Source organism: Streptococcus plurextorum DSM 22810, from assembly GCF_000423745.1.
GTDB classification, from domain to species: domain Bacteria; phylum Bacillota; class Bacilli; order Lactobacillales; family Streptococcaceae; genus Streptococcus; species Streptococcus plurextorum.
The window spans coordinates 63200-82391 of the sequence record NZ_AUIO01000001.1 but is presented as its reverse complement, the minus strand read 5'-3'; the positions used below and the strand labels follow the sequence as shown (position 1 = coordinate 82391).

17 protein-coding genes are annotated in these 19192 nt (G+C 43.0%); 14 read left to right on the top strand and 3 right to left on the bottom strand.

Annotation, left to right across the window (positions count from 1 at the left end):
• Positions 1 to 35: 35 nt before the first annotated feature.
• Positions 36 to 494, top strand: a complete 459-nt coding sequence (locus G575_RS0100385; RefSeq protein ID WP_027970955.1) for a GNAT family N-acetyltransferase — start codon at positions 36 to 38, stop codon at positions 492 to 494.
• Positions 481 to 1065 carry a uracil-DNA glycosylase family protein gene (locus tag G575_RS0100380; RefSeq protein WP_027970954.1) on the top strand — a complete coding sequence of 195 codons (585 nt, stop codon included), beginning with the start codon at positions 481 to 483 and terminating at the stop codon, positions 1063 to 1065. Before G575_RS0100385 ends, G575_RS0100380 begins: the two co-directional genes overlap by 14 nt.
• A 163-nt stretch (positions 1066 to 1228) precedes the next feature.
• On the opposite strand, the gene G575_RS0100375 is transcribed toward G575_RS0100380, so the two are convergent.
• The 3 genes from G575_RS0100375 to trkA form a co-directional block, all read right to left on the bottom strand.
• Positions 1229 to 1756: a hypothetical protein gene (locus tag G575_RS0100375; protein ID WP_027970953.1), complete on the bottom strand. Its 528-nt coding sequence runs from the start codon at positions 1754 to 1756 to the stop codon at positions 1229 to 1231.
• Positions 1757 to 2049: 293 nt separating this feature from the next.
• Positions 2050 to 3489, bottom strand: a complete 1440-nt coding sequence (locus G575_RS0100365) for a TrkH family potassium uptake protein (RefSeq protein WP_027970952.1) — start codon at positions 3487 to 3489, stop codon at positions 2050 to 2052.
• A 3-nt stretch (positions 3490 to 3492) separates the two neighbouring features.
• Positions 3493 to 4893: a Trk system potassium transporter TrkA gene (gene trkA, locus G575_RS0100360; protein ID WP_083958809.1), complete on the bottom strand. Its 1401-nt coding sequence runs from the start codon at positions 4891 to 4893 to the stop codon at positions 3493 to 3495.
• A 163-nt stretch (positions 4894 to 5056) separates the two neighbouring features.
• Between trkA and G575_RS0100355 the strand changes: the two genes are divergently transcribed.
• The 12 genes from G575_RS0100355 (at position 5057) to fni (ending at position 19166) form a co-directional block, all read left to right on the top strand.
• Positions 5057 to 6103 carry a D-alanine--D-alanine ligase gene (locus tag G575_RS0100355; protein ID WP_027970950.1) on the top strand — a complete coding sequence of 349 codons (1047 nt, stop codon included), beginning with the start codon at positions 5057 to 5059 and terminating at the stop codon, positions 6101 to 6103.
• 102 nt (positions 6104 to 6205) lie between these two features.
• Entirely contained in the window at positions 6206 to 6583 is a 378-nt protein-coding gene (locus G575_RS0100350) for an OsmC family protein (RefSeq protein WP_027970949.1), read from the top strand.
• A 98-nt stretch (positions 6584 to 6681) separates the two neighbouring features.
• Positions 6682 to 8043: a UDP-N-acetylmuramoyl-tripeptide--D-alanyl-D-alanine ligase gene (locus G575_RS0100345; protein WP_027970948.1), complete on the top strand. Its 1362-nt coding sequence runs from the start codon at positions 6682 to 6684 to the stop codon at positions 8041 to 8043.
• A 108-nt stretch (positions 8044 to 8151) separates the two neighbouring features.
• The gene (locus tag G575_RS0100340) at positions 8152 to 9579 is read left to right on the top strand and encodes an NADP-dependent glyceraldehyde-3-phosphate dehydrogenase (RefSeq protein ID WP_027970947.1); all 1428 of its coding nucleotides are present in this window, start codon (positions 8152 to 8154) and stop codon (positions 9577 to 9579) included.
• 93 nt (positions 9580 to 9672) lie between these two features.
• On the top strand, positions 9673 to 11064 hold the full coding sequence (locus G575_RS0100335; protein ID WP_027970946.1) for a polysaccharide deacetylase family protein: 1392 nt from the start codon (positions 9673 to 9675) through the stop codon (positions 11062 to 11064).
• Positions 11065 to 11237: 173 nt separating this feature from the next.
• Positions 11238 to 12878 (top strand): phosphoenolpyruvate carboxykinase (ATP), encoded by a 1641-nt coding sequence (locus tag G575_RS0100330; protein WP_027970945.1) that lies wholly within the window; start codon positions 11238 to 11240, stop codon positions 12876 to 12878.
• Between the two features lie 141 nt (positions 12879 to 13019).
• Positions 13020 to 14717: a M3 family oligoendopeptidase gene (locus G575_RS0100325; RefSeq protein WP_027970944.1), complete on the top strand. Its 1698-nt coding sequence runs from the start codon at positions 13020 to 13022 to the stop codon at positions 14715 to 14717.
• 133 nt (positions 14718 to 14850) lie between these two features.
• Entirely contained in the window at positions 14851 to 15735 is an 885-nt protein-coding gene (mvk, locus tag G575_RS0100320) for a mevalonate kinase (protein WP_037622389.1), read from the top strand.
• Entirely contained in the window at positions 15717 to 16652 is a 936-nt protein-coding gene (mvaD, locus tag G575_RS0100315) for a diphosphomevalonate decarboxylase (RefSeq protein WP_027970942.1), read from the top strand. The genes mvk and mvaD overlap by 19 nt, the downstream gene beginning before the upstream one ends.
• Positions 16653 to 17639: a phosphomevalonate kinase gene (locus G575_RS0100310; protein WP_027970941.1), complete on the top strand. Its 987-nt coding sequence runs from the start codon at positions 16653 to 16655 to the stop codon at positions 17637 to 17639.
• The gene (locus G575_RS0100305; protein ID WP_027970940.1) at positions 17636 to 18181 is read left to right on the top strand and encodes a GNAT family N-acetyltransferase; all 546 of its coding nucleotides are present in this window, start codon (positions 17636 to 17638) and stop codon (positions 18179 to 18181) included. Before G575_RS0100310 ends, G575_RS0100305 begins: the two co-directional genes overlap by 4 nt.
• The gene (gene fni, locus G575_RS0100300; RefSeq protein ID WP_027970939.1) at positions 18168 to 19166 is read left to right on the top strand and encodes a type 2 isopentenyl-diphosphate Delta-isomerase; all 999 of its coding nucleotides are present in this window, start codon (positions 18168 to 18170) and stop codon (positions 19164 to 19166) included. Before G575_RS0100305 ends, fni begins: the two co-directional genes overlap by 14 nt.
• Positions 19167 to 19192: the final 26 nt, after the last annotated feature.

Sequence of the window (19192 nt, the reverse complement as noted above, 5' to 3'; positions counted from 1 at the left end):
TAAGACGGGTTCGCCTGTCTTTTTTAGGAGGAAGTATGACAATAGAAACATTAGTAAGTTCAGACAAGGACAGGGTCAAAGACCTGTTTGTGTCAGTTTTTAGCCAAGCACCTTGGCATGACGATTGGTCAGATGAGCAACAATTAGACCGTTACATCGGAGATTTGCTGGCACACCCAAGAGCCCTTTGTTTTGGACTGTTTGACCAAGTCAACCTCATCGCCCTCTCACTTGGCTATATTCGCTACTGGTATGAGGGGACGGAGTACCGCATTGAAGAACTCTGCATCGCCCCTGACTATCAAGGGCAAGGTCTGGGTAGTCGTTTTCTTTCGGAAATAGAGAAACTGTTGGCGGACAGAGGTATTGTCCATATCCTCTTACAAACCGAACGCAATCTCCCAGCCTTTTCCTTCTACAAAAACTGCGGTTTTCATGCCCTAGAAGAAGATGTGACCATGGTCAAGAAAGTAGGTCGTCATGAATCTAACTGAGATGAAACAAGCCATAATAAAGGACCCATCCAACCAAGTTTTTACCAATCAAGGAATAACTCCTCTTTTCCAAGTTTCCTCTACTGCACGAATCCTGATTATTGGGCAGGCTCCTGGTTGGAAGACACAAGAAAAGGGCCGTTTGTTTGACGACGCCAGTGGGGATAATCTTCGACATTGGTTAGGAGTAGATCGTCAGACTTTCTATGAATCGGGTCTTTTTGCTATTCTCCCTATGGATTTCTATTATCCAGGTAAGGGAAAATCTGGTGATTTACCCCCTCGAAAGGATTTTGCTCAAAAGTGGCACCCAGACATTCTAGCACTGATGCCAAAAGCAGAGCTTCTGATTCTGATTGGAAGTTACGCGCAGCAGTATTACCTAAAACAACAATCGAGGACAACAGTAACTGATACCGTTAAACATTATAAGGATTTTCTGCCACACTATTTTCCCCTGGTTCATCCCTCTCCTCGTAATAATATCTGGCAGGCTAAAAATCCTTGGTTCAAAGAAGAGCTCTTACCCGAACTGAAAGAGCGGATATCTGCGATAATCGAAGACTACTGACAAATCAGTGCCTCTCCTTTACATTTTGAAAATACAGGAACCACAGCAGCTTATTCCAATAATGAGAATAGACTGTTGTGGTTGTTTTTTATAAGTGATTGTCGTAAAGAGTGAAGGAGTAAGTCACCATCAAGCTACGAGCCTAGCCTGTTCTTTGAGGTGGCTATCTTTCAGGAATGTTGGGGTAAATAGCGGGGCAGACTTTCAAGTAAAAGTCTTCCAAGGTTTGACCTTCTTGAGTAACGGTGATACCTTGTGGAAATAGTTTAGAAGCTAGCCACAGAGGGACCAGACTAGGATACCAAATTGCCATGACTTCAAAGATGAAGCGACGGTTATTTCCCCGACCGATATAGCGTTTCTTGTACTCTCTTTGTAGTCGTGGATGAGGAATATAGATATGGACCTCCCTAACTTTCTGACGAATGCATTCGACAAGGAGAGGAAAAAGAAAGTTCAAGGCAACCAAAACCGTTTTGCCTTGATGATGCAAAGCCATGGCTTTTTGAATATAAATTTGTTTATAATGTTTATCTTTAATAGGACGCGGTGTGGACTTGCGTTCTTCCTTACTGAGATGGCTGACGCTGGAATTATCATATTTGATATCAGACATTTCAAGATCGACAACATTGTGGTATTTTTTAGCAAGGGTTGTTTTTCCCATACCTGGAAAGGCAAACAAAAGCATCACTGGACTCCTCTTTTCTTTCTGGATGTTACTTAGGATAACATCCATTTCCAAAAGAAACCTTAAGAATTTTGAGCCATTTGATCAAATGTTATAAGCCTGATAGTTTTAAGATATTATAACAGGATTGTGACGAGTTTTTTATCACTGCTTGGAGTAGAGCAGATGTAGCAACTGACAAAGCCTGATTGGTTTGTTTAAAGAACTGAGTCACCTCTTGTCCACTAAAAAGTGTGTCCTCAAAAATCATTGAGAACACACTCTTTGTTATTATCACCAATCATTTCAAGAGCCTAGTATTTATTCCAAGAACGTGGCAGAAAGAGGAGAAGCATAGGATAGATTTCCAAACGTCCCGCAATCATGGCTAGTGATAGAACAAATTTTGACAATGGGCTGAAAATAGCAAAAGTCTCACTAGTTCCTAGAATAGGACCAATATTATTAAAGGTTGAAGCCACAGCACTTACCGTGATCATAAAATCCTTACCATCAGCAGATAAGAAGATAATGAGTCCGACAAGAATCATTAAATAGACCGATAAGTATTTTAAAATGCTGTGCTGGGTAGCCTTGTCTAATGGGCTATCATTAACGTGAATGGTGAGGATGCGATTGGGAGAAATGCTAGATAGGATTTGGCTACGTGAAATTTTTGCCACAACCATAGCTCGAATGACCTTAAACCCTCCTGCAGTGGAACCAGCAGACCCACCAATAAACATGAGCATGAGCAGGATAACTTGTGAAAAAAGAGGCCATTTTGTCAGATCTGTGATGCCAAAACCTGTTGTCGTGATGATGGTAGCAACTTGGAAAAAGGAATATTCTACTGTTTGACTAAGATTAGCGTAAAGGTGGTAAATGTTAATAGCAATCATGGCAGAAGATGCCAGAACGATTCCAAGATAAACGCGAAGCTCCTCGTCGCTGAAAAATGCTTTAACTTTCCGCACCAAAATAAAGTAGTAGAGGTTAAAGTTGACACCGAATAAAAGAGTACCAATAGAAACAGCATAGGAAATAGCAGAGCTATTGTAATGAGCTATGGAGTCATTGTAGACAGCGAATCCTCCCGTACCAGCCCCTCCCATAGCAATGACAAGAGAATCATAAAGAGGCATGCCAAGTCCCCAAAGGACCAAGGTAAAGATGAGAAACATCACCAAATAGATGATATAAAGAATTTGAGCAGTGTTTTTTAGTTTGGCAACGACTTTACCAAAGACAGGTCCAGGAACTTCAGCCCGCATGACCTCTAAGTGAGCATTCTTGCTGTTTTCCATAATAGCAAGGGCAAAAACCAATACCCCCATACCACCGATGAGGTGAGTAAAACTGCGCCAAAACATGAGAGAAGGCGACAAGACAGCAACATTTGGTAATATGGTAGCGCCAGTGGTTGTAAAGCCAGAAGAGATTTCAAAGAAAGCATCGATGACATCGGGAATTTGTCCAGCAAAGACAAAAGGTAAGCCACCAAAGAAAGACCAAAGAATCCAGGTCATGGCTGTAATGAGTAGCCCCTCCTTTGTATAAATGCGGTAATTTTTTGGCTTAAAGCAAATACCGATTACCCCTAGGAGAATTAAGATACCTTGTGTTGCGATAATCGCTTTAAAAACAGTTGCCTCTTCCTGATAAATCGTAGCCACAATGAGAGGGACCACTAAAAGAGCTGCTTCAATGAGTAGTAATTTTGAGAGAAGGTAGCGGACCATTGAATGATTCATGTCTTACCTCGCTAACAAGTCACGAACATTTGTGACATTCTGTAAAAGGGTGAAAACAACAATTTTATCCCCAACTTGAAGACTATCCTCACCTGTTGGATAAATAGGTTTGCCTTTTCGGATAATGGCAGCAATGAGGACATTTTTCTTTAGATTTAAAGCCATCAAATTGATGCCGACCATGGGACTACCTTGGTGAATCTCAAATTGCAGAGTTTCGATTCTTCCGTCTCCAATATGGTGCATGGCATCAAGCGTTGACGCCTCTTGAGCGTTTTTTCGTCCGCGAATAAAATGCATGATGCTATCTACCGCAATCCGTTTAGGGGTCACAATACTTGCAAATTCTTTGCGGTCAATAATGTCAAGGAGACTCGTGCGATTCACTTTGGTGATGTTTTTACGGATACCAATTTTATCCAAGGACATCGATGTTAAAATATTTTCCTCATCAATAGGTGTCAATGTAGCAACAGCATCGAAGTTTGTAACCCCTTCTTCAAGAAGGACACTTTTTGCTGTCCCGTCCCCTTTGACAATGTGAATATGAGGGAATTCCTCGCTAAACCATCGCGCTCTTTCTTCATTAACCTCAATCATTTTGACCGAAATCTTGGTTTTTGAAGCTTCAAAAATATTGAGAAGGTAGTAAGCAATCTTTCCAGCACCGACAAGCATCAAATTGCGAATGGTATTTGATTTAACATGACTGTGGAAGAGAATCATTTCAACGCGGCTACCAGTGACAAAAATCGTATCGCCAGCTTGTAAAGTAGCATCTCCATCAGGAATGATAATGTCATGGTCACGTTCAATCGCACAGACCAAGATATTGCCAAATTTTTTGCGGAATTGGCTCAATTGAATGTGACAGAGCTTGCTATCGGCAGTGATTTTGAATTCCATTAGCATGACACGTCCACTAGCAAAGTGTTCAACTGATTGGGCATTTGGAAATTCCACGATATTAGCAATAGAGCGCGCTGCAAGCATCTCTGGGTTGACAATCAAGGAGAAATCGAGGAAATTCTTAGCTTTAAAATAGATATTAGAATACTCAGGGTTGCGTACTCGGACAATGGTTTCAGTCGCCCCCATTTTTTTAGCCAGAACAGCGGCAATCATATTGACCTCGTCTTTTTCGGTCAAGGCCACAAAGATATCACAGGTCTTAATGTCAGCTTGTTCGAGAATTTTAAAGTTAGCTCCATTGCCAACAATTCCCATAATGTCTTGGCGCCGAGTGACTTGTTTTAAAACTTGTTCATCTGCTTCAATCAGAGTAACATCATGCTTTTCTGCTACAAGTGAGCGGCAAAGTGCAGAGCCGACTTTACCAGCTCCTACAACGATAATACGCATATTTTCGTATGATATCAAAAGCACGGTTAGATGTGCTTTCATCCCTTTCATTTATAGTATCTTCTTATTATACCCTTTTTTGAGGAAAATGCACGTTATATTAGGCTAAAATTCTCCTTTTACCATGCGAATTTAGGTTTTGTCATTCCCATCAAATTATGATAGAATAAACCTATTATCTTGCAATGTTAGAAAAGAGTTTAAGATGTCAAAAGAAACCTTGATTTTACTCTACGGCGGTCGTTCAGCAGAGCGTGAGGTATCCGTCTTGTCTGCTGAAAGTGTGATGCGGGCTGTCAATTATGACAAGTTTTTCGTCAAAACCTACTTCATCACCCAGACAGGCGACTTTATCAAGACCCAGGAATTTTCCCAAACACCGTCAGCAGATGAAAAGTTGATGACCAATGCGACCATTGTTGCGGAGCAAGCTGTTCGTCCTAGCGACATTTATGAAGAAAATGCTGTTGTCTTCCCTGTCCTCCACGGTCCAATGGGCGAAGATGGCTCTATCCAAGGCTTCTTGGAAGTTCTTCGTATGGCTTACGTGGGCACCAATATCCTGTCTTCCAGCGTGGCCATGGACAAGATTACAACCAAACGTGTCCTGGAATCAGCAGGCATCTCCCAGGTACCCTATGTGGCAGTGATTGAAGGGGAGCCGATTGCCGACAAGATTGCGGAGATTGAGGGCAAGCTGACCTATCCAGTCTTTGTCAAACCCGCCAACATGGGCTCTAGCGTTGGTATTTCCAAGGCAGAGGACCTGGCGAGCTTGCAGGCAGCCCTGGACCTTGCGTTCAAGTATGACAGCCGCGTCCTCGTTGAGCAGGGAGTTGTTGCCCGTGAGATTGAGGTCGGTCTTTTGGGAAATGCTGACGTGAAAACCACACTTCCGGGTGAAGTAGTCAAAGACGTTGCTTTTTATGATTACGATGCCAAATACATCGACAACAAGATTACCATGGAAATCCCAGCTAAGATTGACGAGTCTGTCATGGACACCATGCGTGATAATGCAGCCAAGGCCTTCCGAGCGATTGGTGGCTGTGGCCTGTCCCGCTGTGATTTCTTCCTGACAGAAGACGGCGACATCTTCCTCAACGAACTCAATACCATGCCAGGTTTCACCCAGTGGTCTATGTATCCACTCCTTTGGGATAACATGGGACTTGCTTATCCAGACCTGATTGAAGAATTGGTCCGTCTGGCCAAGGAAATGTTTGAAAAACGGGAAAGTCATTTGATTTAATGAGAATGAAAGGATTGGAATTTTTCCAATCTTTTTCTAGTTCATTTGCTTGCAAAGGTTTGCAAAAAGGAATAGAATGGGAACAAGTATCTGGAGGTATCGATGTATCAAACGACAGTAAAAGGAGAAGGCTTGTTTCAGGCCGTGTCTCAGGGCTATGGGGATCCAGTTCGGACCTTTGGGGTGACCGAGCAGGGAGAAACGCCTGTCAGCCTGGTCAATATCGGCTTGGCTGCTTGTGTGACCATGTGTGTGCAGGGCTATTATGCCAGTCAAGAAGGCAATAAAACCATGCCGGTTCAAGTATCTTGTCAGCTGGATGACAGAAAATTTGCCCTGAACATTGGCCTGGCCGAACAGGTTTCTGCAGAAAAGCAGGAGGCGATCCTAGCCTACATAGAGCAGAAGTGCAAGGTAAAGGCTCTCTTGAGCGATGATATTAAGTATGACATGGATTTTTACCTATTGGAAGAAAACTAATCAGATACCGTCTATAAGACGGTGTCCTGACTCAAGTTCGGTAAAAAGTGGTATAATAAAAAGAGCGAAAGCTCTTTTTTAGTTTATTGGAGAATCACATGAAATTAACCCTACACGAAATCGCTCAGGTTTTGAGTGCCAAAAATGACATCAGCCTCTATCCCGACACCGTCCTCAACAAGGTCGAGTTCGACAGCCGCCTCATCAGCTCAGGCGACCTTTTTGTTCCCCTCAAGGGATCAAGGGACGGTCATGACTTTATTCCTGTGGCTTTTGAAAATGGCTTTGCGGTAACCCTGTCTGAAGTCAGCCTTGAAGTTCCCCACATCCTAGTAGAAGATTGCCTGGCTGCGCTACAAACATTAGCGGCCTACTACCTAGAGAAAACGGGAGTGGAAGTTATTGCCGTGACAGGCTCAAACGGTAAAACGACCACCAAGGACATGATTCACGATGTTCTGGCGACGACTTACAAGACCTACAAGACCCAGGGCAATTACAACAACGAAATCGGCCTGCCTTACACCGTCCTTCATATGCCAGATGACACAGAAAAACTGGTCTTGGAAATGGGGCAGGACCACTTGGGCGACATTCACCTCTTGTCAGAAATCGCCAAGCCGAGCCTGTCTGTCATTACCCTTTTTGGAGAAGCTCACCTGGAATTTTTTGGCTCACGAGAAGAGATTGCCAAAGGGAAGTTGCAGATTGCGGACGGAATGACCGCTGGAAGTAAACTCTTGATTCCGACAGATCCGATTGCGGATAAGCTCTTGCCGAGCCATGTGGAGCTCATTCGTTTCGGTGAGCAGGCTGATTTGCAGGTGACCATCCTGGTCGAGTCAAAGGACAGCCTGACCTTCACCGTCAACTTTATGGACGGCGACATTTTCCTACCTGTAACGGGTAAGTACAATGCCACCAATGCTATGGTAGCAAGCTATGTGGGCAAGACCTTGGGTGTGCCTGATGAGGCAATCAAGTCAGCCCTAGCTAGTCTAAACTTGACCCGCAACCGTACCGAGTGGAAAAAGGCAGCCAACGGAGCAGACATTCTCAGTGATGTTTACAATGCCAACCCAACGGCCATGCGATTGATTTTGGAAACTTTTTCTAGTATTCCCGCAAACGACGGCGGCAAGAAAATCGCAGTTTTGGCAGACATGAAAGAATTGGGACATCAGTCCGTAGACCTCCACAATCAGATGATTCTGAGCCTGTCGCCAGATGTGCTGGACACCGTCATCTTCTACGGTCAGGATATTGAAGAATTGGCCCAGTTGGCCAGTCAGATGTTCCCGCTTGGAAAAGTCTATTTCTTTAGGAAGAATGCAGAGCAGGACCAATTTGAAGACTTGGTGAAACAGGTTAAAGAAAGTCTAGGGAAAAATGACCAAATCCTCTTCAAAGGCTCCAATTCCATGAATCTTGGCAAAGTGGTGGAAGAATTGCTGAAATAGCTTGAATAATAGAATGAATTTTCTGAATCTTTTTATAGCAATTCTTTGAAATAATTTGAAAAAATGGTACAATGGTTACAATTATTTATGGATTAAGGAGAAATCATCTTGACAAAACAATATAAAAATCTTGTGAATGGAGAGTGGAAACTCTCTGAGAATGATATTAAAATTTTTGCTCCAGCTAATGGTGAGGAGTTGGGATCTGTCCCTGCCATGAGTCAAGAGGAAGTAGACTACGTTTACGCGACAGCTAAAGCAGCCCAACCGGCATGGCGTGCGCTATCATACGTGGAACGTGCAGCTTACCTTCATAAAGCAGCAGACATTCTTGAACGTGATGCTGAAAAAATTGGTGCGATTCTTTCTAAAGAAGTGGCAAAAGGTTATAAAGCAGCCGTTTCTGAGGTTGTTCGTACAGCAGATATTATTCGTTACTCAGCTGAAGAAGGCCTTCGTATGGAAGGTGAAGTTCTTGAAGGTGGAAGTTTTGAAGCTGCAAGCAAGAAGAAAATTGCAGTTGTTCGTCGTGAGCCTCTGGGGCTTGTTCTGGCCATTTCACCATTTAACTATCCTGTCAACTTGGCTGGTTCTAAAATTGCACCTGCTTTGATTTCAGGAAATGTTGTAGCCCTTAAACCACCAACACAAGGTTCTATTTCAGGACTTCTTTTGGCGGAAGCTTTTGCGGAAGCTGGTCTTCCGGCAGGTGTTTTCAGCACTATCACTGGTAAAGGTTCTGTTATTGGAGATTACATCGTTGAACACGAAGCGGTTAACTTTATCAACTTTACAGGTTCAACGCCAATCGGTGAGCGTATTGGTAAACTAGCAGGTATGCGTCCAATCATGCTTGAGCTTGGTGGTAAAGACTCTGCTATTGTTCTTGAGGATGCAGACCTTGCTAAAGCAGCTAAAGACATTGTTACAGGTGGTCTGAGCTACTCTGGTCAACGTTGTACAGCCGTTAAACGCGTTCTTGTTATGGAGAATGTGGCTGATGCCTTGGTTGCCAATATTAAGACGGAGGTTGAAAAGCTTTCAGTTGGTATGCCAGAAGAGGATGCAGACATTACACCAGTTATCGATTCGGGATCTGCTGATTACATTGAAGGTCTCGCTAAAGACGCAGAAGAAAAAGGGGCTAAAGCGTTGACTGCCTTTAAACGTGAAGGCAACCTTATCTGGCCAACGATCTATGATAATGTCACAACAGACATGCGCTTAGCTTGGGAAGAGCCTTTTGGGCCAATCATGCCAATCATCCGCGTGTCATCACTAGAAGAAGCTATCAAGATTTCTAATGAATCTGAATACGGGCTTCAAGCGTCTGTATTTACAGCTAATTTCCCACTTGCTTTCTCAATTGCGGAGCAATTGGAGGTTGGTACTGTCCACATCAATAACAAAACGCAACGTGGTACAGACAACTTCCCATTCTTGGGAGCTAAAAAATCAGGCGCAGGTGTTCAAGGGGTTAAATACTCTATTGAAGCGATGACGACTGTGAAATCTGTTGTCTTTGATATCAACTAAGAATAAAAGACTGGCTTGCCAGTCTTTTTTGCATTTTGATTGCAATAATGTTAAAGAAATGTTACAATCTAAGCAATTAGATTGAGAGGCCTTATGAAAGCATTGACTTATTTGTTACGGATATTAAATGCATGCTTGTTAATAGCTGCTCTTTTTTTGTGTGTCAAAGTCTATGGCAAAATGCAGAGCATTCAGCGTCTTGAGGAGGTCATTTCAAAAGAAGAAGCAGTCATAAAGGAAAATAAAGCCATTGTGACACAGACCGGGATGATCGATAGTACCTTTGTTATGGTAGCTTATCCGATCGATGAGAGCGGAAATGTCCTATCAGCCATCGAAACCGACTTAAAAGATTATATACAAGATCAGTTTGGAGACAGTCAGAAGGTTTCAAACATGTCTAGATTAGCATTTCTTGATAGCAAAATATCTGAAAGTGGCTTAAATAACGTGACTAAATACGAGTTACAGGTACGTCGCTACCAAAAAGATAAGGATGGTATCACTAAAAGGGCTCAAGAAAATATAAAAGAAGTCTACATTCGTCAGGATACACAGGTGTTTGACCTGACTCAATTGGTCAAGGATAGTCAGTTTCTTAAGGACAAGCTGATTACACAGATGGAAAAAGAGCTATCTAGCATTAACCAACTAGATCAAATAGCCGTACAAAAGTTGGAAAATCTCAAACAATCTGATTTTAAACGCCTTTTGTTTCAAGTCGATGGCGAAAACCTAAAAATACAGCTTCCCGAAAAAATAGGCGATAAGAGCGACCTTGTCCTTCCTTTGTCCGATTTGTATGACCAAATTGATGCCAGCTATCTTAAAGGAAAAGCTCTCGAAAATTATCAGGCCTATGAGAAGGAAAAAGAAGAGGCCCTAAGAAAGACGCGTTTAGCTCAGGCGAATAATCAGGTTGTTTTAGAGGGAAATGTCGTTGCCTTAACCTTTGACGATGGTCCTAATGCTAGCACGACGCCACGTATTTTAGATATTTTAAAAGGCTACCAGGCTAAAGCCACGTTCTTTGTGATTGGTAAATCAATTGCTGGCAATGAAGAGCTTTTAAAACGGATGAAGTCAGAAGGGCATGAAATTGGTAATCATACTTGGAGCCACCCTTCCTTACCGACCTTATCTGCAGATCAAATCACATGGCAAGTTAATGAGACTAGCAAAGCCATTACAAAGGTTACTGGAGACCAAGTGACTTTACTACGGCCACCTTACGGCGCGACCAATGCTAGCGTTAGATCCTTGCTAACATATCCTCAGATTATGTGGGATGTGGACACTGAAGATTGGAAAAATCGCAACACAGAGTCTATCTTAGCGAATGTCAAAGCGCAGCTGCACCCAGGAGCTGTTATTCTCCTTCATGACATTCACGGTTCTACCGCTGATGCCCTACCAGTTGTGATGGACTATCTGGTGAGTCAGGGTTACCGTTTTGTTACCATCAGTGAACTTTATGGATACTAGAAAATGGCTGTGTCAACAGTCATTTTTTTGAGCTCTTGCCACTTGAATTGGTCAGATGATTTTCTATCAAATAGGGTAAAAATTTAAAATTTTTCTAAAAAATGGTAGCGCTTTCTTAAAAATGTGTTATAATGAAGTCATGAAATATCACTAAAAAATTAGGAGGAAACCCTATGGTAACACGTCAGCATTTTTCAGAAGAAGTTATGCGTAAGGATAGTCCTTACTTTTCAGCCTTGAAGACGACGATTGAGTCAGCTTTTTATGAAAATCATGTGCGACAAGTCAAAACTTTGTCAGAGGCTTATCAGCTTGCATTGAAATCACCAGGCACAACAGTTCTTGACATGCCTGTTGCTCACACCAAAGAGCTTGGTTTGCCAGACGATGCCAAAGTGCTTTTGGAAAATGGCGGAGCTATTGTCGGCCGGACAGCTAAGGCTCGCCGTATCTTTGGAAACAATCCAGCTGAAGATGCTAAGCTCTTGCCGATTGTTCGCGAAGCAATCTTCCAAAGCCGCCATCGTCCTTATTTGAAAGCAGATGCAGTAGTTGGTCTTGATGAAGCCTTTATGCTTCGTGCCCATCTGATGGTTCCAGAAGATAACGTCAATAACCTCTATTCATGGCTGATGAATTTCCAAATTCTAGATGCTGATTATCAAGCACGCCTTAAAAATTCACCACGATATGAAGAGACAGACATCTATATCTTCTCTGATCCTGAATGGAGCCACCCAGACTATCCAGATGGTTTGGCATACTTTGATACCAATCATAACTGTGCCATTATTTTGGGGATGTATTACTTCGGAGAACTCAAAAAATCAACCTTGACTCTAGCTTGGGGAACAGCTGCGCGTAACAACTATGTTTCTTGTCATGGCGGTCTAAAAATCTTCAAAAAAGATGGTCAAAAACCATACGTTGCGTCCTTCTTTGGTCTTTCTGGATCTGGTAAATCAACCCTAACCCACGCTAAACACGATGGAAAATATGATATCAATGTCTTACATGACGATGCCTTTATCATCTCTCAAAAAGATGGTTCTTCCATTGCTCTTGAACCATCATACTTTGATAAGACCAGTGATTATCCAGCTGGACACAAAGAACAAGATTACTTTGTTACTGTTCAGAACTGTGGGGTTGCCCTTGATAAAGAAGGTCGCTTGCGCCTTGTGACTGAAGATGTTAGAAATGGTAATGGCCGCACGGTGAAATCACGTTATTCTACGCCAAACCGAGTGGATCGCATCGAAGACCCAATTCAGTCAATCTTCTGGATCATGAAAGATGATTCTCTACCACCTTTGGTACGTTTATCTGATCCAGTTATGGCTGCTACAATGGGCTGTACTTTGACAACGATGCGTTCAAGTGCTGAAAACACTTCTGATAGTCTCAATAGTTTAATTATTGAACCGTATGCAAACCCATTCCGTGTTTACCCATTGGTTGAAGACTATAAGAAATTCCAATCCCTCTTTGAAGCGGGTGTGCAGTGCTACATCATCAATACCGGCTCTTACATGGGCAAGAAGATTCCAAAAGAAGTAACGCTTTCTATCATTGAAAATATTGTAGATGGCACAGGAAACTTCAAACCGTTTGGTGGTGTTCGTGGCTTTGATTACTTGGATGTTGAAGGATTTGATGTTCCTGAATTTGACGAGAGCTATCGTCAATTGCTCCGCGATCGCATGCAAATCCGTCTGAACTACTTGCTCAATTTCAATCATGACAATCAAGAAAATCCACTTCCAGCGGAAGCTATTCTCCATATGGAAGAAGTTTTCAATGATTTGATTTAAAGCGTAATGTCTGGGACTTTTGTCTCAGGCATTATTTTTGGTTTTAGAAAAAGATTAAAAATATGGGGACTTTTCTTTTGAAAAGGCTTGCCAAATGCTTCTAAAAAGGCTAAGATGAAAGGAGTAGAAAGTGAGGATTTTATGGGATTTAAAGACTATACCTATACTCGCCCAGATTATGAGGCATTGAAGATAGAGCTACGAGACTTGACAGAAAAACTAGCTCAAGCGACATCAGGGCAAGAAGCGGTAGCTGTGGCTAAAGAAATCACAGCGATTAACTTTTCCATTGACAGCCAAGGAACCCTTTGGAGTATTCGTCACTCCATTGATATGAACGATGACTTTTACAACGAAGAGACCAAGTTTTGGAATGAATACTCCCCCCTTTTCCAAGAACTGACAACCGACTATTATAAGGTTGTCCTGGCATCACCTTACCGTGAAGAACTAGCTGAATTCTTACCAGAGACCTTCTTTTTGATGGCGGAGAATAAACTGGCTACCTTTTCTTCAGAAGCTATCCCTCTTTTCCAAAAGGAAAATGATCTGGTTGACCGTTATAATAATTTGATGGCGACAGCTAAGATTGAATTTCGTGGGGAGACTTATAATTTGGCGCAAATGGGTCCGTTTGGTCAGTCAACGGATCGGACGACGCGAAAAGAAGCTAGCGAAGCTGTGACTCAATTCTTTGTTCAAAATGAAGAGGCTTTTGATGAGATTTACGACGAACTTGTCAAGGTACGTCATGAGATTGCGACAAGTCTTGGCTTTAAGGATTATGTTGAATACGGCTATAAGATGATGAACCGCTTCGACTATGATCGTGAGATGGTTGCGACCTATCGTGGGGAAATCCTGAAGCATGTGGTGCCGATTGTCGAAGAATTGCACCATCGTCAAGCAAAGCGTATTGGACTAGATAGTCTCAAGCATTACGATTTGGGCTTGGAATATTTGGACGGTAATGCAACTCCTAAAGGGACGCCAGATGAGCTGGTGGCTAAAGCGCAAACCATGTACCGTGAATTATCACCTGAAACAGGCGACTTCTTTGACTATATGATTGACAATGACTTGTTAGATTTGGTTGCTAAGGAGGGCAAAAATACAGGTGGCTACTGTACTTATATTCCAGATTACAAGAGCCCATTTATCTTTGCCAATTTTAACGGAACAAGTGGAGACATTGATGTTCTCACTCATGAAGCAGGACATGCTTTCCAAGTCTATAACTCGCGTTGGGTAGAGACACCAGAAGCGATTTGGCCAACCTATGAGACCTGTGAAATCCACTCCATGTCAATGGAGTTTATGACCTGGCCTTGGATGGAGCTTTTCTTTAAAGAAGAGACTGAGAAATACAAATTTAGTCATTTATCAGGGGCACTTCTTTTCTTGCCTTATGGTGTCTTAGTTGACCATTATCAGCATGAAGTCTATGAAAATCCAAATATGACACCAGCAGAGCGCAAGGCGACTTGGCGTCGTTTGGAAAAGTTGTATCTGCCAGGTAAAGATTATTCAGAATCTGAAGCCTTGGACAATGGTATTTTCTGGTATCGTCAAGGTCATATCTTTGCAGCACCGTTTTACTATATTGATTACACGCTAGCTCAAGTGTGTGCCCTTCAATTTTGGAAACGGACGCAAATTGACCATGATGTAACTGCATGGGCAGACTACCTACGTATCTGTCAGATGGGTGGTACAGGGACCTTCTTGCAAGTGGTTGAAGCAGCGGGAATCAAATCACCTTTCCAAGAAGGTGCTCTATCTGAAACCTTATTTGAAACTAAGAAATGGCTTGATGCTGTAGATGACAGTCAATTTTAAGGCGATTTCTTTCTAAGATAAAAGTCACCTTGCAAGGTGGCTTTTGTCTTGCCTTCATCAGTCTCAGGTCGTAATGTCAAGAAAACAATAACTTTTAATCGCCAAATGCGCTAATTTTCGGTAAAATATCACTATGGAGAAGCAAAGCAAAATTGGGATTGGAAAGTCCCACAGTAAGATTATATTGATGGGGGAGCATGCCGTGGTTTATGGTTACCCAGCCATTGCTCTACCACTGAAAAATATTGAAGTGACGTGTTATATTGAAGCTGCCAAGGATCGTCTACGGTTCGATGCGACGGATCCTTTGGTGACAGCTATTTTTGCAGCCTTACGCTATCTGGATATCAAAGACCAGCCTATCAGCTATCGGATAGAGTCAATGGTACCGGAACGCCGAGGTATGGGATCGTCAGCAGCAGTGGCGATTGCGGCTATTCGTGCTGTTTTTGATTATTTTGAACGTGACTTGCCAGCACAGGTTCTAGAAATGCTGGCCAATCAAGCAGAAATCATTGCCCACACCAATCCTTCTGGCTTAGATGCTAAGACCTGTCTTAGTGATCATGCCATCAAGTTTATTCGCAATATCGGATTTTCGCCCATTGAGATGGGACTTGGTGCTCATCTTGTCATTGCAGATACGGGGGTTCACGGGCATACCAGAGAAGCAGTGCGTGCGGTGGAAGCTTTGGAGGAAAAAGCTTTGATTCCTATGCACCGTTTGGGAGATTTGGTGGAAATAGCAGAGCAAGCCATTAAAGAAAAGGACATGTCGCGTCTTGGTCAAGCCATGAGTCAAGCACATGACAACCTTAGAAAGCTTGGAGTTTCAAGTCCAGAAGCTGACAAGCTAGTCAGCTCTGCCATTGCCAGCGGAGCTCTAGGAGCCAAAATGTCAGGTGGAGGTCTAGGAGGTTGCATCATTGCTTTGGTAGCTAATCACAAAAGTGCGCAAATACTAGCGCAACAATTAGAGAAAGAAGGAGCCGTCAATGCATGGATAGAAAGCCTGTAAGGGTCAAATCTTATGCCAATATCGCTATTATCAAGTACTGGGGAAAGGCTGATGCTGAAAAGATGATTCCTTCGACGTCTAGCATCTCACTGACTTTGGAAAACATGTATACTGAGACACGCTTATCTTTTTTGGCTGATGATGCCAGCTCAGATATCATGTTTATCGATGATGTGGCGCAAGGGGAAAAAGAAGTTCAAAAGGCGTCGAAAGTACTGGATTTATTTCGGACCGACAGGAGCCAGTTTGTCAAAATCGAAACTTGGAATAATATGCCAACGGCAGCAGGTTTGTCTTCGTCTTCATCAGGATTATCGGCGCTTGTTAAAGCAGCCAATGAGCTTTTTAACACCAATAAATCTCAAGCTGAACTGGCTCAGATAGCTAAATTCGCTTCAGGCTCTTCGTCACGTTCTTTCTTTGGACCACTAGCTGCCTGGGATAAAGATACTGGAGACGTATACCCTGTCAAGACGGATTTGAACTTAGCTATGATAATGTTGGTCTTAAACGACCAGAAGAAGCCTATTTCAAGTCGTGATGGGATGAAGTTGTGTACGGAAACATCAACCAGTTTTCCAGAGTGGATCAAGCAGTCAGAACAAGATTATCGGGATATGCTGACCTATCTGGCGACTAATGACTTTGAAAAAGTAGGAGAATTGACTGAAGCCAATGCGCTTCGTATGCACGAAACGACCACAACAGCGAGTCCTGCCTTTTCCTACCTGACTGAGGCAAGTTATGCAGCGATGGAAAAAGTCAAAACGCTTAGAGCTCAAGGTCATCGTTGCTATTTCACTATGGACGCAGGGCCTAATGTCAAGGTCCTTTGCCTTGAAGAAGACTTAGAGCGCTTGGCAGCAATTTTTGCGGAAGATTATCCAATTATCACGTCAAGAACGGTGGCATTGTAAATGATCACAAGGGTAAAAACAGGTGGAAAACTTTATATCGCTGGTGAGTACAGTGTTCTGACGCCAGGTCAAACCGCTATTATCAAGCACATTCCGATGTACATGACAGCGACGGTTGAAGATGCAGAGCAGACTCGCATCAAGTCGGATATGTTTGATTATGCTGTCGATATGAGACCAGACAGAAATTATGCGCTGATTCAAGAAAGTATTCGGACTCTTCAGACTTACAGTGGGGATGACTTGCCAGCTTTTTCTCTTGCAATCACTGGAAAGCTAGAGCGTGACGGAGTGAAATACGGCATTGGGTCTAGTGGATCTGTGACGGTATTAGTGATTAAGGCACTGGCGCAGCATTTTGGGATTGGCCTGAGCTTGGATCTCCTTTTTAAATTGGCTAGTTACACCCTCTTAAAGCTTGGGGACAATGGTTCGATGGGAGACATTGCTTGCATTGCTTATCAAGACTTGGTGGCTTATACCTCTTTTGACCGTCAGAACATAGCAGAGCTCATAAGGGAAAAAACCTTGGAAGAGGTGATAGCCTTGGATTGGGGTTATCAGATTGAAAGGCTTTTGCCATCTCTTAAAGCTGACTTTCTAGTGGGTTGGACCAAAGAGCCAGCGATTTCTAAAGACATGATAAACCAAGCCCTCTCAGCTATCAATCAAGATTTTTTAGAGAAAACGCAGCTGGCTGTCAAAGCCACTAGAGACGCTCTATTGAGAGGAGATGTGAGGCAACTCAAGTCAAGTTTGCAAGAAGCTTCAGATCAATTAACTTCTCTTAGCTCTGGGATTTATAGTCATAAATTAAAAGAGCTGAAAGAAGCAGAAGTTGGGATTGATGTTATTGCTAAGTCTTCAGGTGCTGGCGGTGGCGATTGTGGGGTTGCTTTTAGTTTTTCAGCTAGAGATACTGAAGGCCTACTAAAGCGCTGGTCTCAGGCAGGTATTGAGCTTTTGTATGAGGAGAGACAGTTATGACGGTACTAGAATTAGTTAAACCAAGACGTGTGCATTTGGAGCAAGTTGCTGCTTACAAGGCTGAATTTGTCACGTCAGGTGAGCAACTTCATGGCGGTGCACGGTTAGCGGAGCTGTCAGACTTGTCTGACTGGCTAAATCATGTAACAGCTATAGCCAGGGGACAAGGACTTGAAGAGGGGCGTGTTGCTTCATCAACCTTTCTTTGCTTACGACAGTCAGATCAGAAAATGGTTGGGATTTGTAATGTTAGGCATGCGCTAAGTCAGCCCTATCTAATCAATTTTGCAGGTCATATTGGTTATTCGATTTGTCCCAGTGAGAGAAGGAAAGGCTATGCTAAGGAACAGCTGAGACTTGCTTTGCAAGAAGCAGGAAAATTAGGGATCATACGAGCTCTGCTGACCTGTGATGTTGCTAATCAAGCTTCTGAGAAGACCATTTTAGCCAATGGGGGTATCTATGAAAATACCTACATTGACCCAGAGGATGGTTCTCAAACCAAACGCTTTTGGATAGAGGTAACAGATGACCAATCGTAAAGATGACCATATAAAGTATGCCCTAAAGTATCAGGCGCCTTATAATAGCTTTGATGATATGGAGCTGATTCATTGTTCTTTGCCAAGCTATGACCTTTCAGAGATTGATTTGACCACACAGTTTGCAGGGCGCAACTGGGAGTTTCCCTTCTATATCAATGCCATGACTGGTGGTTCTGAAAAAGGCAGAGCTGTCAACCGAAAACTCGCCCAAGTAGCAGCGGCGACAGGTATTCCCATGGTGACTGGGTCTTACTCTGCTGCGCTGAAAAATGAGCATCCTGACTCCTTTGATTTTCGGGAAGACTTTCCAGATTTGCTTCTTGCGACCAATATTGGTATTGACAAGTCAGTCGAGCTTGGGCAACAGACCATTGCTGAGATGAAGCCTCTTTTTCTTCAGCTTCATGTCAACCTCATGCAGGAGCTTCTGATGCCAGAAGGAGAACGTGAGTTTCGCTCTTGGAAGGATAATCTAGAAGACTATGCTAAAGACCTAGATATCCCTATCGTCCTTAAGGAAGTTGGCTTTGGCATGGACGAAAAGACTATTCGCTTTGCTATATCGAAAGGTATCAAGACAGTCGATATCTCAGGTCGTGGAGGGACTAGCTTTGCTTATATCGAAAATGAACGTGGCGGCAACCGAACTTATCTCAATGATTGGGGGCAGACGACCGTTCAGGCCTTGCTCAATAGCAGAGCTCTGCAAGATGAGGTTGAAATCCTAGCCTCTGGCGGTGTCAGACACCCACTTGATATGATTAAATGCTTAGTTTTGGGGGCACGAGCCGTCGGACTATCTCGAACCCTTTTGGACTTGGTGGAGCATAAGCCAGTGGATGAGGTAATCGATATCATCAACGGCTGGAAAGATGATTTACGACTCATCATGTGTGCTCTAGATTGCTCGACTATAGGAGAGCTAAAGCAGGTTGATTACCTGCTCTATGGAAAATTGGCAGAAGCTAAGAAAAAGTCTTGACTTAAGATGAAATTGTGATAAAATAA

Excerpts from the sequence above, each read along its gene's own strand:
- G575_RS0100330 (WP_027970945.1), top strand. The coding sequence starts at position 11,238 with ATGGTAACACGTCAGCATTTTTCAGAAGAAGTTATGCGTAAGGATAGT.
- G575_RS0100310 (WP_027970941.1), top strand. The coding sequence starts at position 16,653 with ATGATCACAAGGGTAAAAACAGGTGGAAAACTTTATATCGCTGGTGAG.
- mvk (WP_037622389.1), top strand. The coding sequence starts at position 14,851 with ATGGAGAAGCAAAGCAAAATTGGGATTGGAAAGTCCCACAGTAAGATT.
- G575_RS0100380 (WP_027970954.1), top strand. The coding sequence starts at position 481 with ATGAATCTAACTGAGATGAAACAAGCCATAATAAAGGACCCATCCAAC.
- G575_RS0100345 (WP_027970948.1), top strand. The coding sequence starts at position 6,682 with ATGAAATTAACCCTACACGAAATCGCTCAGGTTTTGAGTGCCAAAAAT.
- G575_RS0100325 (WP_027970944.1), top strand. The coding sequence starts at position 13,020 with ATGGGATTTAAAGACTATACCTATACTCGCCCAGATTATGAGGCATTG.
- G575_RS0100335 (WP_027970946.1), top strand. The coding sequence starts at position 9,673 with ATGAAAGCATTGACTTATTTGTTACGGATATTAAATGCATGCTTGTTA.
- fni (WP_027970939.1), top strand. The coding sequence starts at position 18,168 with ATGACCAATCGTAAAGATGACCATATAAAGTATGCCCTAAAGTATCAG.
- trkA (WP_083958809.1), bottom strand. The coding sequence starts at position 4,893 with ATGAAAGCACATCTAACCGTGCTTTTGATATCATACGAAAATATGCGT.
- G575_RS0100355 (WP_027970950.1), top strand. The coding sequence starts at position 5,057 with ATGTCAAAAGAAACCTTGATTTTACTCTACGGCGGTCGTTCAGCAGAG.
- G575_RS0100350 (WP_027970949.1), top strand. The coding sequence starts at position 6,206 with ATGTATCAAACGACAGTAAAAGGAGAAGGCTTGTTTCAGGCCGTGTCT.
- mvaD (WP_027970942.1), top strand. The coding sequence starts at position 15,717 with ATGGATAGAAAGCCTGTAAGGGTCAAATCTTATGCCAATATCGCTATT.
- G575_RS0100365 (WP_027970952.1), bottom strand. The coding sequence starts at position 3,489 with ATGAATCATTCAATGGTCCGCTACCTTCTCTCAAAATTACTACTCATT.
- G575_RS0100375 (WP_027970953.1), bottom strand. The coding sequence starts at position 1,756 with ATGCTTTTGTTTGCCTTTCCAGGTATGGGAAAAACAACCCTTGCTAAA.
- G575_RS0100305 (WP_027970940.1), top strand. The coding sequence starts at position 17,636 with ATGACGGTACTAGAATTAGTTAAACCAAGACGTGTGCATTTGGAGCAA.
- G575_RS0100385 (WP_027970955.1), top strand. The coding sequence starts at position 36 with ATGACAATAGAAACATTAGTAAGTTCAGACAAGGACAGGGTCAAAGAC.